At 39.5% G+C, this 17,503-nt stretch carries 19 protein-coding genes and 2 pseudogenes; 15 read left to right on the forward strand and 6 right to left on the reverse strand.

The window, feature by feature from the left end:
- Window positions 1-104 precede the first annotated feature (104 nt).
- The 15 genes and pseudogenes from HMPREF2628_RS09925 to HMPREF2628_RS09990 all read left to right on the forward strand — a co-directional run bounded on the left by HMPREF2628_RS09925 (window position 105) and on the right by HMPREF2628_RS09990 (window position 13,536).
- Window positions 105-599 (forward strand): YkgJ family cysteine cluster protein, encoded by a 495-nt coding sequence (locus tag HMPREF2628_RS09925; RefSeq protein WP_070843059.1) that lies wholly within the window; start codon window positions 105-107, stop codon window positions 597-599.
- A gap of 57 nt (window positions 600-656) precedes the next feature.
- Window positions 657-1,199: pseudogene (locus HMPREF2628_RS09930) on the forward strand (ClbS/DfsB family four-helix bundle protein).
- Window positions 1,200-1,656: 457 nt separating this feature from the next.
- Window positions 1,657-1,833, forward strand: coding sequence for a hypothetical protein (locus tag HMPREF2628_RS10965; RefSeq protein ID WP_162837226.1), 177 nt, complete (start codon window positions 1,657-1,659; stop codon window positions 1,831-1,833).
- A 115-nt stretch (window positions 1,834-1,948) separates the two neighbouring features.
- Window positions 1,949-2,158 carry a hypothetical protein gene (locus HMPREF2628_RS11190; protein WP_049487206.1) on the forward strand — a complete coding sequence of 70 codons (210 nt, stop codon included), beginning with the start codon at window positions 1,949-1,951 and terminating at the stop codon, window positions 2,156-2,158.
- 48 nt (window positions 2,159-2,206) lie between these two features.
- Window positions 2,207-2,425 carry a hypothetical protein gene (locus HMPREF2628_RS11195; RefSeq protein WP_045612552.1) on the forward strand — a complete coding sequence of 73 codons (219 nt, stop codon included), beginning with the start codon at window positions 2,207-2,209 and terminating at the stop codon, window positions 2,423-2,425.
- Window positions 2,426-2,550: 125 nt separating this feature from the next.
- Window positions 2,551-3,243, forward strand: coding sequence for a pyrimidine 5'-nucleotidase PynA (locus tag HMPREF2628_RS09945; protein WP_049487205.1), 693 nt, complete (start codon window positions 2,551-2,553; stop codon window positions 3,241-3,243).
- Between the two features lie 61 nt (window positions 3,244-3,304).
- Window positions 3,305-3,958 (forward strand): uracil-DNA glycosylase, encoded by a 654-nt coding sequence (locus HMPREF2628_RS09950; RefSeq protein WP_070843060.1) that lies wholly within the window; start codon window positions 3,305-3,307, stop codon window positions 3,956-3,958.
- 9 nt (window positions 3,959-3,967) lie between these two features.
- On the forward strand, window positions 3,968-4,432 hold the full coding sequence (locus HMPREF2628_RS09955) for an NUDIX hydrolase (RefSeq protein WP_001135768.1): 465 nt from the start codon (window positions 3,968-3,970) through the stop codon (window positions 4,430-4,432).
- A 12-nt stretch (window positions 4,433-4,444) separates the two neighbouring features.
- Complete coding sequence (locus HMPREF2628_RS09960; protein WP_070843061.1) at window positions 4,445-5,713, forward strand: dihydroorotase; 1,269 nt, start codon at window positions 4,445-4,447, stop codon at window positions 5,711-5,713.
- Window positions 5,714-5,754: 41 nt separating this feature from the next.
- Window positions 5,755-7,116: an MATE family efflux transporter gene (locus HMPREF2628_RS09965; protein ID WP_070843062.1), complete on the forward strand. Its 1,362-nt coding sequence runs from the start codon at window positions 5,755-5,757 to the stop codon at window positions 7,114-7,116.
- A gap of 153 nt (window positions 7,117-7,269) precedes the next feature.
- Window positions 7,270-8,238 carry a thiamine pyrophosphate-dependent dehydrogenase E1 component subunit alpha gene (locus HMPREF2628_RS09970; RefSeq protein WP_070843063.1) on the forward strand — a complete coding sequence of 323 codons (969 nt, stop codon included), beginning with the start codon at window positions 7,270-7,272 and terminating at the stop codon, window positions 8,236-8,238.
- A 15-nt stretch (window positions 8,239-8,253) separates the two neighbouring features.
- Window positions 8,254-9,246, forward strand: coding sequence for an alpha-ketoacid dehydrogenase subunit beta (locus HMPREF2628_RS09975; RefSeq protein ID WP_070843064.1), 993 nt, complete (start codon window positions 8,254-8,256; stop codon window positions 9,244-9,246).
- 448 nt (window positions 9,247-9,694) lie between these two features.
- Entirely contained in the window at window positions 9,695-10,738 is a 1,044-nt protein-coding gene (locus tag HMPREF2628_RS09980) for a dihydrolipoamide acetyltransferase (RefSeq protein WP_000752716.1), read from the forward strand.
- A gap of 45 nt (window positions 10,739-10,783) precedes the next feature.
- Window positions 10,784-12,487, forward strand: coding sequence for a dihydrolipoyl dehydrogenase (gene lpdA / locus HMPREF2628_RS09985; protein WP_070843065.1), 1,704 nt, complete (start codon window positions 10,784-10,786; stop codon window positions 12,485-12,487).
- 59 nt (window positions 12,488-12,546) lie between these two features.
- On the forward strand, window positions 12,547-13,536 hold the full coding sequence (locus tag HMPREF2628_RS09990; RefSeq protein WP_070843066.1) for a lipoate--protein ligase: 990 nt from the start codon (window positions 12,547-12,549) through the stop codon (window positions 13,534-13,536).
- Between the two features lie 73 nt (window positions 13,537-13,609).
- Here HMPREF2628_RS09990 and xerS read toward each other — a convergent pair whose 3' ends face one another.
- From xerS to HMPREF2628_RS10020, 6 genes and pseudogenes are all read right to left on the reverse strand, one after another.
- Window positions 13,610-14,680, reverse strand: a complete 1,071-nt coding sequence (gene xerS / locus HMPREF2628_RS09995) for a tyrosine recombinase XerS (RefSeq protein WP_070843067.1) — start codon at window positions 14,678-14,680, stop codon at window positions 13,610-13,612.
- Window positions 14,681-14,817: 137 nt separating this feature from the next.
- Window positions 14,818-15,108 carry a hypothetical protein gene (locus HMPREF2628_RS10000; RefSeq protein WP_070843068.1) on the reverse strand — a complete coding sequence of 97 codons (291 nt, stop codon included), beginning with the start codon at window positions 15,106-15,108 and terminating at the stop codon, window positions 14,818-14,820.
- On the reverse strand, window positions 15,089-15,481 hold the full coding sequence (locus HMPREF2628_RS10005; protein ID WP_070843069.1) for a hypothetical protein: 393 nt from the start codon (window positions 15,479-15,481) through the stop codon (window positions 15,089-15,091). The genes HMPREF2628_RS10000 and HMPREF2628_RS10005 overlap by 20 nt, the downstream gene beginning before the upstream one ends.
- A complete protein-coding gene (locus tag HMPREF2628_RS10010; protein ID WP_070843070.1) occupies window positions 15,463-16,725 on the reverse strand; it encodes a hypothetical protein in 1,263 nt (420 codons plus the stop codon). The genes HMPREF2628_RS10005 and HMPREF2628_RS10010 overlap by 19 nt, the downstream gene beginning before the upstream one ends.
- Window positions 16,725-17,168 (reverse strand): hypothetical protein, encoded by a 444-nt coding sequence (locus HMPREF2628_RS10015; RefSeq protein ID WP_070843071.1) that lies wholly within the window; start codon window positions 17,166-17,168, stop codon window positions 16,725-16,727. The genes HMPREF2628_RS10010 and HMPREF2628_RS10015 overlap by 1 nt, the downstream gene beginning before the upstream one ends.
- Before the next feature lie 145 nt (window positions 17,169-17,313).
- Window positions 17,314-17,503: pseudogene (locus HMPREF2628_RS10020) on the reverse strand (hypothetical protein); the annotation flags it as partial.

The following is a 17,503-nucleotide window of genomic DNA, read 5'->3' on the forward strand; positions in this document are numbered from 1 at the left end:
AGCCCCTCGGATTTTATCCGAAGGGTTTTTTTTCTGTTCAGGAGGCAAAAAAGGGGCAGTGTTTATGGTATAATAGACAAAAATACGTGAATTAGAAAGAAATTATGCCTAAAGAAATTGATATTGAGTATTACCACCAGCTAGCCTTGCAAAAGCAAAAGGAGCACCGTAAAATTTTAGCAAATCTAAAGAAAAAACCACCAAAAAATCTAGATAAGATAGCTCAACAGATTCACCAAGAAGTTTTTGAGGAGATTGATTGTACGGCCTGTGCCAACTGTTGCAAGACATTGGGGCCTGACTTTAAAGAAGCGGATATTACACGAATCGCCAAGTACTTTAAGATGAAATTACCTGCTTTTGAAGCAGAGTTTTTGCAAGTAGATGAAGATGGTGATAAGGTTTTTAAATCCATGCCTTGTCCCTTTCTAGGAGGAGATAATCTCTGTTCCATCTATGACGTTCGTCCAAAAGCCTGTCGAGAGTTCCCCCATACAGATCGCAAAAAGATCCATCAAATCAACCATTTGACGATTAAGAATACTTTGACCTGTCCAGCAGCCTATCTCTTTGTTGAGAAATTAAAGGATAAGTTATAGAGATTTAAAGGATAAAAAATTTCTAATAATAACTAACAATATGAAGGGAGTACTCCTGTGCCTAGACCGAAAACAAAAGAGGAGCTAGTGCTGGCCTCTAAGGAAAACTATGAAAAGCTCAATCGTTTCATATCCCAACTAAGTGAAGATGAGCTACAGACTCCATTTGATTTTTTAAGAGACCAAAAGAAAAAAGAAGCTCACTGGAAAAGGGATAAGAATCTGCGGGATGTCTTGATTCATCTTTATGAATGGCAGCAGTTACTTTTGACTTGGGTACATTCTAATCAAGAAGGTCACGAAAGACCTTTTCTCCCTGAATCTTATAATTGGAAAACTTATGGAGAAATGAATGTCGCTTTTTGGAAGAAGCACCAGAAAACCTCCTTAGAAGAAGCGACTAGACTCCTAGAACAATCACATAGGGAGATTTTAGAGTTGATAAAAGTTTTTAGCAATGACGAACTCTTTACCAAAGGTGTCTAGAAGTGGACAGGAGGGACAAGTCTAGGTTCCTACTTTGTTAGTAGCACGTCAAGCCACTATGATTGGGCTCTGAAAAAACTCAAAGCTCATCGGAAGAATTGTAAGTCTCATTAGTTCAAGTGACAATGAAATTTAGGAAAGGTTTTTCTAAGTTTAGAATAGCTTAGTTCTCCTTGCTTTTGAGTTATTCTAGCTTTAGAATCCTTCAAAAATTAAAATTTAAAGCAATCAATGGTTTAGAATAGTGCGAAAACATTTAGTTTATAGGAATTCTAGGTCTAGAATTACATGGATATTTATGAGGTTAGGGTATTCGATAGTTAGGATTGTTCTATTCTGAAAGATTTGAGCTGTCAATCTTCTAGAATAGTAGTTTGCCAATGAATTTTGTTGAAAGATTCCTTACCATGCAACGTTAAAGAGGAGAAATCTTATGAAACTCGTATCATCAAATAATTATGCTGCTATTGAGTAAGAAGAGATGAGGTGTCTTGATGGGAGATTATCTCTACATAAAGACGGGGAATGTTACAGTAAACGTAGCTACTGCTTATTTTATGGGAGATCCAATATGTTTAAACTAAGTGATAAAGCCAGAATAATATTTGCTATTATAGGAGCAAGTTCCATATTAGTCAGCATGTATCTTATTCCTCTTATTAAAACTGAGAATAAATTTTGGGAAATAATTTTATTTATATTAGGTGTATTACTAATTGGAATTTCATTACTTATTCCAAAAAAATAAATTTTGGAATAGTATTAGTGAGTAGGTAATCATTTCTTAATAGGATTTTTTAATGCTATTGATGAATGGGATGGAAAAAGTGACAATAAATTAAGAACAGGATGATAGTATTAGGATGGTTATTTTAATTTTGATGGTTGTGGTATTTCTGTATTATGTAATTACAGAGTATTATCAGAATAGTTATATTGACTGTATACTATTTTTAACATTGCTGATTTCTCATTTGATATGGGATTACTATTTTTTACCCATTGACATTTTAGTGGCATTAAGTGGAGTAAATTTGTTGTCAAGATTTTTCAAAAAAAAGAGAAGTCAATAGAGTTGTTAGTGGACTATAAAGATGAAAGGTAAAATGGGGATATTTAAAATGAAACATTTTTTTGCAGGAATTGGTGAGATAAGATTTAGTAATTATCTATTGTCTCTATGTGTAGGACTAGCTCCTCTTTTTCATATCTATGTAATAGGCTCTGAAATGAATTTTGTGAAAATAGTGTTATCTATTTTGGGAATTATATTTGTTTGTATTTTAACTATTGCTCGAATTTATAGAAGATTTTTCTATAATAAAAATAAACTTGACTAGAATAGTATGGATTAGTTAATCAATTGGCTCGATTATTCTTTGTGATACTATACCACTTTTAAGTTTTTACATTAAACAGCTGGCTGAAGTGAAAGTTGTTTATCTTAGAAAGGAAAACTCTCAAATTGTCCTACAAATTTCTACTTTTCGACCTCGACCACACCTTGCTTGATTTTGATGCTGCTGAGGATGTGGCTTTGACACAACTCCTAAAAGAAGAAGGGGTTACAGATATTCAGGCTTATAAAGACTATTACGTTCCTATGAACAAGGCTCTCTGGAAGGACTTGGAGCTGAAGAAAATCAGTAAACAGGAGCTGGTTAACACGCGCTTTTCTCGTTTATTTGGTCATTTTGGACAGGAAAAAGACGGTAGTTTTCTAGCCCAGCGTTACCAATTTTACCTCGCTCAACAGGGACAAACTTTTTCAGGCGCCCATGAACTCTTAGACAACCTCATTGAGCGAGATTATGAGCTATATGCTGCGACAAATGGGATTACTGCCATTCAGACGGGACGTTTGGCTCAATCGGGTCTGGCACCTTATTTCAATCAAGTTTTTATCTCTGAACAGCTGCAAACACAAAAGCCTGATGCTCTCTTTTATGAAAAAATCGGTCAGCAGATTGAAGGTTTTAGCAAAGAAGAGACGCTGATGATTGGAGATTCCCTAACCGCCGACATTCAGGGTGGCAATAATGCTGGAATTGACACTATCTGGTACAATCCTCATCACCTCGAAAATCACACACTAGCCCAGCCGACTTACGAAGTTCATTCTTACCAAGACTTGCTGGATTGCTTAGATAAACTGTAAAAAGTGGTTTCCATAGCCACTTTTTGCTATAATAGAGGCAGTAAAAATGAAGGAGTCGGCTATGGAACACTCGTCTTGGCATGCTTTGATTAAGGCGCAATTACCTGAGGGTTATTTTGGGAAAATCAATCAGTTTATGGAGCAGGTCTATGCTCAGGGTACTGTTTATCCGCCCAAGGAAAAGGTTTTTCAAGCTCTCTTGACAACACCGCTTGAAGAAGTTAAGGTGGTGATTCTAGGGCAAGATCCCTATCACGGGCCAGGTCAAGCGCAGGGCTTGAGTTTTTCTGTACCTGACTCTATTCCAGCACCGCCATCTCTGCAAAATATCTTGACAGAATTGTCAGATGATATCGGCGTTAAGAAATCTCATGATTTGACAGCTTGGGCTGAGCAAGGAGTCTTGCTTCTTAATGCTTGTTTGACGGTTCCTGCTGGACAGGCCAATGGTCATGCTGGTCAGATATGGGAACCTTTTACAGATGCGGTTATTAAGGTTGTCAATAATCTGGATAGACCTGTAGTCTTTGTCCTTTGGGGTTCTTTTGCACGCAAGAAGAAGGCCTTAGTTACCAATCCTCATCACTTGATTATCGAATCAGCCCATCCTAGTCCTTTGTCAGTTTATAGAGGATTTTGGGGTTCCAAGCCTTTTTCCAAGGCCAATGCATTCTTAAAAGAGACAGGACAAGAGCCAATCGATTGGCTTAGATAAGGAGAAAATATGCCTCAGTTAGCGACGATTTGCTACATTGATAACGGAAAAGAACTGCTCATGCTCCATCGTAATAAGAAGCCTAATGATGTCCATGAAGGCAAATGGATTGGTGTGGGTGGTAAGCTAGAGCGAGGGGAGACCCCTCAAGAATGCGCGGCGCGTGAAATCCTCGAAGAAACAGGGCTCAAAGCCAAGCCAGTTCTAAAAGGCGTCATCACTTTTCCTGAATTTACACCAGATTTAGACTGGTACACCTATGTTTTTAAGGTGACAGAGTTTGAGGGGGACTTGATTGACTGTAATGAGGGAACGCTGGAATGGGTTCCCTATGATGAAGTCTTAAGCAAGCCGACTTGGGAAGGTGACCATACCTTTGTTGAGTGGCTTTTAGAGGATAAACCCTTCTTTTCAGCCAAGTTTGTTTATGATGGGGATAAATTGTTGGATACCCAAGTTGATTTCTATGAATAAAGGAGAAAGCAGATGCTACTAATCAAAAATGGTCGTGTAATGGATCCCAAGTCTGGTTTGGATCAAGTTTGTGATGTCTTAGTTCAAGATGGGAAAATTATCAAAATTGCGCCTGAGATTAAAGAAGAAGGAGCAGAGATAATTGATGCTACTGGTCTTGTAGTTGCTCCTGGCTTGGTCGATATTCATGTTCATTTCCGTGAACCTGGTCAAACCCACAAGGAAGATATTCATACGGGTGCCCTAGCAGCCGCTGCAGGTGGTTTTACAACTGTTGTCATGATGGCTAATACCAGTCCAACCATTTCAGACGTGGAGACTTTGCAAGAAGTTCTCCAGTCAGCTGCCAAGGAAAAAATCAATGTCAAGACGGTTGCGACCATTACTAAGAATTTTAATGGCCAAGATTTGACAGACTTTCAGGCACTCTTAGAAGCAGGTGCGGTTGGTTTCTCTGATGACGGTATTCCACTTGAAAGCAGTAAAGTTGTCAAGGAAGCCATGGAGGAAGCTAAAAAGCTTAATACCTTTATTAGTCTCCATGAGGAAGATCCAGGATTGAACGGTGTTCTTGGCTTTAACGAAAATATTGCTAAAGAACATTTCCATATCTGTGGTGCAACTGGGGTGGCTGAGTATGCTATGATGGCGCGTGATGTCATGATTGCCTATGCAACCAAGGCCCATGTTCATATTCAGCATTTGTCTAAGGAAGAAAGTGTTAAAGTAGTGGAGTTTGCTCAAGGATTGGGAGCGCAAGTAACAGCAGAAGTAGCGCCACAGCATTTCTCTAAGACAGAAGCACTTCTTTTGACTCAAGGTAGCAATGCTAAGATGAATCCGCCGCTTCGTTTGGAATCAGACCGTCGTGCTGTTATCGAAGGTCTTAAATCAGGCGTCATCACAGTTATCGCGACTGACCACGCGCCTCATCATGCAGATGAGAAAAACGTTGAGGATATTACCAAAGCGCCATCTGGTATGACTGGTTTGGAAACATCTCTTTCTCTCGGTTTAACTTATTTGGTGGAAGCTGGGGAGTTGAGTTTGATGGAATTACTCGAAAAAATGACATACAACCCATCCAAGCTTTATAACTTTGAAGCAGGTTACTTGGCTGAGAATGGTCCAGCGGACATCACTATTTTTGATGCTAAGGCTGACCGACTTGTGGACTCCCATTTTGCTTCGAAAGCAGCTAATTCACCATTCATCGGTGAAACCTTAAAAGGGCAGGTTAAATATACCATATGTAAGGGACAAATCGTCTATCAAAACTAGGTGGGAGTCTGCTCTGTAAACAAAAAGAATAGAGAGCTTATATGTACCAAACCCATCATTTTAAAGACAAGTTTATCTTATTTTTAAAGATATTTTTCCCTATCCTTATTTATCAATTTGCCAATTATTCTGCCTCCTTTGTTGATACGACTATGACTGGCCAATACAATACCTTGGACTTGGCTGGTGTGTCTATGGCAACCAGTATCTGGAATCCTTTCTTTACATTCCTGACAGGGATTGTTTCAGCCTTGGTGCCCATCATTGGTCACCATCTTGGACGAGGTAAAAGGGAAGAAGTTGCGTCTGATTTTTACCAATTTATCTATTTAGCCTTGGGTCTATCCGTGGTCTTGCTAGGGATGGTATTTTACTTGGCACCACCAATCTTGAATCATATTGGGTTAGAAGTACCAGTGGCGGCAGTAGCGGTTCGCTATCTCTGGTTTTTATCTATCGGGATTATCCCCTTGTTGCTCTTTAGTGTCATTCGTTCCTTGCTGGATTCGCTGGGGTTGACCAAACTGTCTATGTATCTCATGCTTTTGTTACTCCCTCTCAATAGCGGATTTAACTATCTCTTGATTTACGGTGCCTTTGGTGTTCCAGAACTGGGAGGTGCTGGTGCTGGTTTAGGAACATCCTTGGCCTACTGGGTCTTGCTTGGGATTTCTGTTCTAGTTTTATTTAAACAGGAGAAGCTCAAAGCCTTACACCTTGAGAAACGAATTCCTCTTAATATGGATAAAATTAAGGAAGGAGTTCGCTTAGGTCTGCCTATTGGGGGAACTGTCTTTGCCGAAGTGGCTATCTTTTCTGTGGTTGGTTTGATTATGGCGAAGTTCTCATCCTTGATTATTGCTAGTCACCAGTCAGCTATGAATTTTTCATCTCTCATGTATGCTTTCCCTATGAGTATCTCATCGGCTATGGCTATTGTTGTTTCCTATGAAGTGGGAGCCAAGCGATTTGATGATGCTAAAACCTATATTGGTCTAGGAAGATGGACTGCCCTCATTTTTGCGGCCTTCACCTTAACCTTCCTTTATATCTTTAGAGGAAATGTGGCCAGTCTTTATGGTAACGACCCAGAATTCATCAATTTGACAGCGCGCTTTTTAACTTATAGTCTTTTCTTTCAGTTAGCAGATACCTTTGCGGCACCGCTCCAGGGAATTTTACGGGGCTATAAGGATACCGTTATTCCTTTTTACCTTGGTTTGATTGGTTACTGGGGGGTGACACTCCCAGTAGCTATGGTATTCGACTCTCTAACAGATTTTGGAGCTTATTCTTACTGGATTGGTTTGATTATTAGTCTAATCGTGAGTGGGGAGCTCTACCGTTGGCGTTTGACAGTGATTATGAAGAAATTTGAATTTTTAGCAAAATTCAAACGATAAAAAGTTTGTGAAAAAATATTCTTTATAAGAAAATCCCTTGTTTTCATGGGGTTTTCTTTTTTATTTTGTGAAATTTTCTTTAGAAAAACTTTGACAGTATTTGCCAAAAACGGTAAAATAGTAAGGTAAGAAGAAACTTAGAAAGGCAAGAAGATGTTAACTTTAGATAAAAATCTTTTGCTAGAGATGTTCCGTAAGATGGAAGAAATCCGTCGTATGGACTTAAAAATTGCACAATTAGTAAAGAAAGGGAAAGTGCCAGGAATGACGCACTTTTCTGTTGGAGAAGAGGCAGCTAACGTGGGTGCTATGTTGGCTCTCAATCCAGATGATCTGATCACCTCAAACCACCGTGGTCACGGACAAGCTATTGCCAAAGGGATTGACCTCAACGGAATGATGGCTGAAATCCTTGGTAAATACACTGGAACCTGTAAAGGTAAAGGTGGATCTATGCATATCGCCGACCTTGATGCTGGTAACCTAGGTGCCAATGGTATCGTAGGTGGTGGTATGGGAATCGCTGTTGGTGCAGCCCTCAGTCAGCAAATGCAACATACTGGAAAAATCGTTGTCTGCTTCTTTGGAGATGGTGCGAGCAACGAAGGTGTTTTCCACGAAGCAGTGAACATGGCTTCTATCTGGAACCTGCCAGTCATTTTCTATTGCATTAACAACGGTTATGGAATCTCTGCTGATATTAAGAAAATGACCAATGTAGAACATATCCATCAACGTAGCGCCGCTTATGGAATTCCTGGAATGTTCATCGAAGACGGAAATAATGTCATCTTTGTCTACGAAGGATTTAAGAAAGCTGTTGATCATGTTCGCAGTGGCAATGGTCCAGTCTTGATTGAAAGTGTAACTTATCGCTGGCTTGGTCACTCATCATCTGACCCTGGTAAATATCGTACACGTGAAGAAGTGGAATTGTGGAAACAAAAAGACCCAATCGAAAACCTTCGCAAGTACCTCATTGAAAACACTATTGCAAGTGCCGAAGAATTGGAAGAAATCCAAGCGCAAGTCAAGGAAGCAGTAGAAGCTTCTGTTAAATTTGCAGAGGAAAGCCCATTCCCGCCGCTTGAATCAGCATTTGAAGATATTTACGCAGACTAAGGAGAAAGAGATAAAATGGAAACAAAAACAATGTCCTTCCGTGACACCATTATCCTTGCTATGTCTGAGGAAATGCGTCGCGACGAAAATGTGTTCTTGATGGGAGAAGATGTCGGTGTCTTCGGAGGAGACTTCGGTACTTCTGTTGGAATGCTTGAAGAATTTGGTCCAGAACGTGTTCGTGACTGTCCTATTTCTGAAGCTGCCATCTCTGGAGCAGCAGCAGGAGCAGCCATGACAGGACTTCGCCCAATCGTCGATATGACCTTCATGGACTTCTCGGTTATTGCCATGGACAATATCGTTAACCAAGCCGCTAAAACACGTTATATGTTTGGTGGTAAAGGTCAGGTTCCAATGACTGTCCGTTGTGCAGCAGGTAACGGAGTTGGTTCTGCAGCCCAGCACTCGCAATCACTAGAGTCTTGGTTTACTCACATTCCAGGACTTAAGGTTGTAGCACCAGGTACACCTGCGGATATGAAAGGACTACTCAAGTCTTCTATCCGTGATAATAACCCTGTTATCATTCTTGAGTACAAGTCAGGATTTAACCAAAAAGGGGAAGTACCAGTTGATCCAGACTACACGATCCCACTTGGGGTTGGCGAAATTAAACGTGAAGGTACGGATGTAACAGTTGTTACTTACGGAAAAATGCTTCGCCGTGTGGTTCAAGCTGCTGAAGAATTAGCAGAAGAAGGCATTTCAGTTGAAATTGTTGACCCACGTACACTTGTTCCGCTTGATAAGGATATCATCATTAACTCAGTGAAGAAGACTGGTAAGGTTGTTCTGGTCAACGATGCCCACAAAACAAGTGGCTATATCGGTGAAATTTCAGCTATTATTTCAGAATCAGAAGCATTTGACTATCTAGATGCACCAATTCGCCGTTGTGCAGGAGAAGATGTTCCAATGCCTTACGCGCAAAACCTAGAAAATGCAATGATTCCAACAGTTGAAAGCATCAAAGATGCCATCCGTAAAACATATAACAAAGAATAGAATTACATAAGATAAGTTATGTAAAATAACGGTTGTTTTTAACTTTAGTAACTTGAGATATGTATTGTACCCAAGTTATTTGCAAATTTGCGACAGGAGAGAGTCGAATCGATGTTATTCGACGAACGACTTAGTAAGTCTACTAGGTTGACCGCCTAATAGCGGCAACCGTAGCAACTTGAGGCACATTCCGTGTCCAAGTTACTTGTAGAGTTGAACACGGGCTAAAAGCTCGGAAAAAAGATAAATCTCCTTGGTTTCATCGAAACCATCGTCGATTTCCTATTTTTCAGTCGCTTTTAACGCCCTTTGTATTATTTAATTGAATTCGGACGGAGGTCTGCGAAAAAAAGATAGATTTCCTTGTGTTCATCGAACACATCGTCAATCTCCTATTTTTTCATTGCCCTCTGAGTCCTTAATATCTTAGTATAGAATTGGAGAGGTCATGGCTGATGACAAGCTAAGAGCGACTCCTGCGGCTAGAAAGTTAGCGGATGATTTAGGGATCAACCTCTACGATGTTTCTGGCTCAGGTGCAAACGGTCGTGTCCACAAAGAAGACGTGGAAACTTATAAAGACACAAATGTGGTTCGCATTTCGCCACTTGCAAAACGAATTGCCCTCGAACACAATATTGCTTGGCAGGAAATCCAAGGAACCGGTCATCGTGGTAAAATCATGAAGAAGGATGTTTTGGCCTTGCTTCCTGAGAATATCGAAAACGATACCATCAAGTCTCCTGCTCAGATTGAAAAAGTGGAAGAAGTTCCTGATAACGTAACACCATACGGTGAAATCGAGCGTATTCCAATGACACCAATGCGTAAGGTTATTGCCCAACGCATGGTTGAATCTTACTTAACTGCGCCAACCTTCACCCTTAACTATGAAGTTGATATGACTGAAATGTTGGCTCTTCGTAAGAAGGTTCTTGAGCCAATCATGGAAGCAACTGGGAAGAAGACTACTGTAACAGACCTTCTTTCACTTGCAGTTGTTAAGACTCTTATGAAACACCCCTACATCAACGCTTCATTGACAGAAGATGGCAAGACTATTATCACTCACAACTATGTCAATCTTGCGATGGCAGTTGGGATGGATAATGGATTGATGACACCTGTTGTTTACAATGCTGAGAAGATGAGTCTTTCAGAACTGGTTGTAGCCTTCAAGGATGTTATTGGCCGTACCTTGGATGGCAAATTGGCTCCAAGTGAACTGCAAAATTCAACATTCACAATCAGTAACTTGGGAATGTTTGGCGTTCAGTCCTTTGGTCCGATCATCAACCAACCAAACTCAGCTATCCTTGGTGTGAGCTCGACAATCGAGAAGCCAGTTGTCGTCAATGGTGAAATTGTGATTCGCCCTATCATGAGCCTAGGATTAACCATTGACCACCGTGTCGTAGATGGTATGGCTGGTGCTAAGTTTATGAAGGACTTGAAAGAATTGATTGAAAATCCAATCTCAATGTTGATTTAAGAGCAAGAGTATTCATTTTTAAGATATAGATAAAGGAAGGAAGACATGGCCTTAGAAGTAATTATGCCAAAAGCCGGCGTGGATATGACAGAAGGACAAATCGTCCAATGGAATAAAAAAGTCGGAGAATTTGTAAAAGAAGGAGAAATCCTTTTGGAAATCATGACTGATAAAGTCAGCATGGAATTGGAAGCCGAAGAAGATGGGTACTTGATTGCTATCCTTAAAGGGGACGGTGAAACAGTCCCTGTAACGGAAGTTATCGGTTACATTGGCGAAGAAGGAGAAAATATCCCAACAGCTGGAGCCGCAGCGCCAGAAGCTAGCCCAGCACCTGCAGCAAGTGCCTCAAACGATGATGGTAAGAGCGATGATGCTTTTGATATCGTTGTGATTGGTGGAGGTCCTGCTGGTTATGTTGCAGCCATTAAAGCTGCCCAACTCGGTGGTAAGGTTGCCCTTGTTGAGAAATCTGAACTCGGCGGAACCTGCTTGAACCGTGGATGTATCCCAACTAAAACATACCTTCACAACGCTGAAATCATCGAAAACATCGGTCACGCAGCAAACCGTGGTATCGTCATCGAAAATCCAAACTTCACTGTAGATATGGACAAACTCCTTGAAACCAAGTCTAAAGTTGTTAATACTCTTGTTGGTGGTGTTGCAGGACTTCTTCGTAGCTACGGAGTTACTGTGCATAAGGGTATCGGTACTATTACTAAAGACAAGAATGTCTTGGTAAATGGTTCTGAATTGCTTGAAACCAAGAAAATCATCCTTGCTGGTGGTTCAAAAGTCAGCAAGATCAACGTCCCTGGTATGGAATCTTCACTTGTGATGACCAGTGATGACATTCTCGAAATGAACGAAGTTCCAGAAAGTCTTGTTATCATCGGTGGTGGAGTTGTCGGTATCGAACTTGGTCAGGCCTTCATGACATTTGGCTCAAAAGTGACTGTCATCGAAATGATGGACCGTATCGTCCCAGCTATGGATGCAGAAGTGTCTAAGAACCTTCGCTTGATTCTTGAGCGTAAAGGTATGACCATCTTAACTGACACTAAACTCCAAGAAATCATCGAAGAAAATGGTCAACTTCGTATTAAGGTTGAAGGAAAAGACGATATCATCGCAAATAAAGCTCTTCTTTCAATCGGTCGTGTGCCAGACCTTGAAGGTATTGGAGAGGTTGAGTTTGAATTGGATCGTGGTCGCATCAAGGTCAACGAATACATGGAAACTTCTGTTCCAGGCATTTATGCACCAGGTGACATCAACGGTACTAAGATGTTGGCTCACGCAGCCTTCCGTATGGGAGAAGTTGCCGCAGAAAATGCTCTTAAAGGAAATCATGCTGTTGCCAAGTTGAATTTGACTCCTGCAGCCATCTACACTCTCCCTGAAGTTGCAGCAGTAGGTTTGACAGAAGAACAAGCCCGTGAGAAATACGATATAGCCATCGGTAAGTTCAACTTTGCTGCTAACGGTCGTGCCATTGCCTCAGATGCAGCTCAAGGATTTGTTAAAGTTATTGCAGACAAGAAATATGGTGAAATCCTCGGTGTTCACATCATTGGCCCTGCAGCTGCAGAATTGATCAATGAAGCGTCAAGCATCATCGAAATGGAAATCACTGTTGAAGAAATGCTGAAGACAATCCACGGTCACCCAACATATTCTGAAGTGATGTACGAAGCATTTGCGGATGTTTTAGGAATGGCCATCCATTCACCTAAGAAAAAATAAAAGAAAGATAGAATAGACTAGAAAATATCTTTCCAGTCTCTATCGTACAAAGGGATATCATGAAATACATTATCAATCATTCAAACGACACTGCCTTTAATATTGCCTTGGAAGAATACGCCTTTAAACACCTTTTGGATGAGGATCAAATCTTCCTACTTTGGATTAACAAGCCATCTATCATTGTTGGTCGTCACCAAAATACCATCGAAGAAATCAACCGTGATTATGTTCGCGAAAATGGGATTGAGGTAGTCCGTCGTATTAGCGGTGGTGGAGCTGTTTACCACGATTTAAATAACCTCAACTACACGATTATCTCAAAAGAAGATGAAAACAAAGCTTTTGACTTCAAGAGCTTCTCAACTCCAGTTATCAATACTTTGGCTCAACTTGGGGTTAAAGCTGAGTTCACAGGTCGTAATGACCTTGAGATTGATGGTAAGAAGTTCTGTGGCAATGCCCAAGCCTATATCAATGGCCGTATCATGCACCACGGTTGTTTGCTCTTTGACGTTGATTTGTCAGTCCTTGCTAATGCCCTTAAGGTTTCAAAGGATAAATTTGAATCAAAAGGTGTGAAATCTGTTCGTGCTCGTGTGACTAATATTATCAATGAATTACCAGAAAAAATCACAGTCGAAGAATTCCGTGATTTACTCTTGGAATACATGAAAAAAGAATACCCAGAGATGACTGAATACGTTTTTTCTGAGGAAGAATTGGCTGAAATCAATCGCATCAAGGATACTAAGTTTGGTACTTGGGACTGGAACTATGGTAAATCACCTGAATTTAACGTCCGTCGTGGAACAAAATTCACTAGTGGCAAGGTTGAAGTCTTTGCTAATGTTCTCGAATCAAAAATCCAAGACATCAAGATTTACGGTGACTTCTTTGGTATTGAAGACGTTGCTGCAGTAGAAGATGTCCTTCGTGGGGCGAGATACGAACGCGAAGATGTCCTTAAGGTGCTAGAAAGCATTGACATTACTCGTTACTTTGCTGGTATTAGCCGTGAAGAAATCGCTGAAGCGGTAGTTGGTTAAATCAAAAAGAAGTTGGTTGTAGGACCAGCTTCTTTTTTTAAAATCATATATTACATAATTTATTTTATGTATTTTATAAACTATCTAGAGCATTCTTTTGTTCATCATTAACGATATGGGTATAGAGGTCAGTGACTTGTGTGCTGGCATGTCCTAGCTGGTGACTGACTAAAACTTGCGATTTAGTAGCATCATAGAGCCTGGTTGCTAGGGTATGGCGTAGTTTATGGGGTGTTACACGGACTTTGAAGTCCTCAGAGTACTTAGCAACCATCTTTTCCACACTGGAAGCATCGATACGATTTGGTACACCTCTGTAGAGAGTCAAAAAAAGGGCTGTATCTGTTTTTTCTGTCTTATAGCGTTGATTTCGAATGGCAAGATAATTCTCTAAATAAGGCTTAGCAAAAGCAGCAACATTGACCGAGTCACGTTTGCCCCCTTTTCGAGTGACATCGATAACCATCATTTTTAGATTGAGATCTCTTAGATCTAGATTAACAGCTTCAGATAAGCGGACACCAGACGCCAATAGAAGGGCAATAATAGCCAAATCACGTTCTTTATTTTTATTAAATGATGAGAGACCGCGATTTGAAAGTTGTTGTGGATACTCTTGGTCAATATAAGTTAGAAAACCTTCTGTTTCATCACCTAAAAAGAGTTTTTGCTTGATGTTTTCAGCTCTGGCAGCAAGTGTTTCTTTCTTTTTCTTTGTTGAAACTTTCTTCATTACATTACGATAAAAATAAGGTTCGCCCTGATCATTTTCAACTTCTTCGGTCAGATACTTGTAAAGACTGGAAAGGGCTGATAAGGTCCGATTGATAGTTGTCTGTGAAACACCTTGCTTTGTTGTATTTGCATTCAGCAAAGGACGTTCACGTAGGTAAAGGATAAAGGATTCCATGTCTTTCTTTGACATATTTTCCAAGACAGATAAAGGAATATCAGATATTTTATCAGCGTTTGAAATGCCAGACTCTATAACCCAGCTGAAAAATCGATCGTATTCTTTGAGGTATTCGTACAAGGTTGTAAAACTATAGGGAACAGCAAGCTTAGATTGGTAGTATTCCAGAACATACCAGGGCATGATTTGTTTTAGTTTGTCGATTCGTTCCAGTAAGATTTCACGTTTCATGATTTTCTCCATAAATAAGTCTACTAGTAGTATAGCATAGACTTATTTATTTTTCAAGAAAATTATAGTTTTTCGGAAAGATGTTGTAGAGGACATAGATGCAAAGAAAACTATATAACCATACGAAAAATTCTTCTTTATATATCATCATACTTGACTAACATATTAGGTATTTTTGTTTCAAGACTTTTGCGGACTTTTCCTTGTATTGCAGTGTCCATTTGGCTGTTAATACTTGTTATTGTCGCTTTAGTGTCTCTTGCAATTGTTTTCGATTTTTGGTCGAAACTTTCTTTTATTTGATTTTTAGCGGCCTTTGCCAATTGGCATTGAGTCAGAATACGATTTCTTTCCATCATGCGATACATTTGTTTTAGAGCGTATTGGTATTCTTCATCAGTATAGTACTCATTCATTGGTGCTTGCATAATTTCTCCTTAGTTTTTGATATTCTTCATCTAAGATATTTTTTCTTTGTCGAAATTCTTTATCTATTTTTTCATTTTCTTCTTCCAGTTTTATTCCATTAGTTCTATAAACTTGATTAGAATGATATCTCAAATTTTCTATTTCTGTAAAGTACTCTCTAACACAATCAGCTGATGATGAAAACTTTCTTAATACTAGGTACATTTTATCAGCTTCTTCGTCCATGATTTTTTCTAATCTTGCAGAACGTTCCTCTAGTTCTAGTGTTTTTTTCTCTAACTTTTTCTTTTGCTGATAGTATTGTTCTTCGAGGTTAAGAATTTCCCTCTCTTTTTGTCTTATGGCATCCCATTTTACATTTCTGCTTTCCATTGTCTGAACTCCTTGGCAAATTGTGTGTCTGTTGCCACTGTTTTTTCGATGACTCCCTGTAATTGTTTATCCAAATTTTCAAATCCTTGGGCGGATGCATTCATCTTAGTGACTGTTTGTGTTGTTTCTGCCTGAAAAGTTTCGATAAACTGCGCTTGAGTGATACCTTGGCTAGCAAAAATGGCCTCAACCTCATAGGGAGCTAATGCTGTGTAGCTTGTAAAGTCGATCTTGGACCAAATTTCTTGTAATTCTTGGTTAGCAACCTTGGCTAGGGCGCTCACTTCATCAGCTCCAGTTCTTGCTGCTGTAGCCATTGATGATGATAAGATAGAACCTTGAGCTGCATCTAAGTATATTTCCTCAGAGCTACTAATGCCACCTGTTGACCATTTTGATTTCAAGTTCTTGTAGTGAGCCATTCCTCGGAGACTGTTGGCATAAGCTCGATAAACACCGCTAATTAAGGGTTTTCCACCTTTACCATCAACAACTTGACCTGTTACAGGATCAAACTCCCAATCACCAATTTTGTGGCTAGTCCCATCTAGCCAGTGAATCGTGTTAGGCATAGAATTTGTAATATCAATCGGACTGGTGTACCTTTCTGGGTGATTAGAGTCATTCCAACGTACTACGTCATCATGTTTTCTACGGTAATCTATAAACATAGCTGGATTATTTTCGATAAATTCTTTTTCTTCCAGTGTGAGTGCACCGTATTTAAACCAAGCATTGAAGGTAGTCGTAGGGATGTGGTATTTAGCCCCTACTTTCAGCATGTAGGATCCTTGTGAATAACCGGATAGTTGACTAACTTCATATCTGGAATCATCCATAATTTCTTTTACGAATTGGTCAGCAACCTTATATTGTGGAGATAAATAAGTTTGTCTAGCAACTATAGCACTATAGACATCGCGTGTAAAAGGACCTTGTTTATTCACCGGACTATCAGGGTCCGTTCCAGCAGCAATCACGGCTACATTTTTATAATCTGGTTCGCCATTGACAATTGGTGCAACTGCCAGCCCATCAAAACCTGTTTCAGTGTCAGACTTAGTGGCAACAACACGGAATTCTTGACCATCGGAGGTGGTTATAGTGTTGGTTTCGTTTTTATTATTTGGATTATCTGTCACAAACTTCTTTTTATTGCGTTCTGAAAATTCTTTATTAATACTATAGACCGCAAAATCTTGGTTTAAATTATTCAATTGATTATCAGTATAATTAAATACCATTATTGCTCTCCTGTTTCACCATTTGAATATCGTACTAATATTGTAGATTCTGTTTTACCAATGTGTTTTTGAAGTATAGACCATTGTTGATCAATTTCTTCATTAGTATTTCCTTTCATAAGACCATCATGGTTTTCTTTATAGGTTAATCTGTGATTAATTCCATAAGTAATAGTTTGACTATCATTGAACTGTACTGAAATATCACAAGACCACGAACCTGGTTTGTCATTATAGTAAGGATCCATAATCTTAATCTCCTTAATCCCTTGGTAGGAATTCTTTAACGCATTAACCAGACTTACTTCATATTCTCTATTTCGACGCTCTTCTTGAGACTTCCCTAACATACTAAACACAAAAACACCTCCTGTTGTGATGGCTACGAGTAACAAAACGATTAGTAGTCTTATATATCTTTTTTTATTGCTGGAATTATTCATTTAAGCTGTTCTCCTTTTTCTTATTATACTATACGATTAGCCTATATTACACTATAATAAGAAAAAGTTATTTTATATCTTTTTTTATTGCTGGAATTATTCATTTAAGCTGTTCTCCTTTTTCTTATTATACTATACGATTAGCCTATATTACACTATAATAAGAAAAAGTTGATTTACTTCTATCAGTTTTAGTAGGAATCTCTGGATTCGTCCCTGCAGCAATCACAGCTACATTTTTATAATCCGGTTTGCCGTTGACCATAGGAGCTACCGCCAAACCATCAAAACCTGTCCCTGGGTCAGACTTAGTGGCAACAACACGGAATTCTTGA

Source organism: Streptococcus sp. HMSC063B03 (assembly GCF_001836965.1).
GTDB lineage: Bacteria > Bacillota > Bacilli > Lactobacillales > Streptococcaceae > Streptococcus > Streptococcus pneumoniae_F.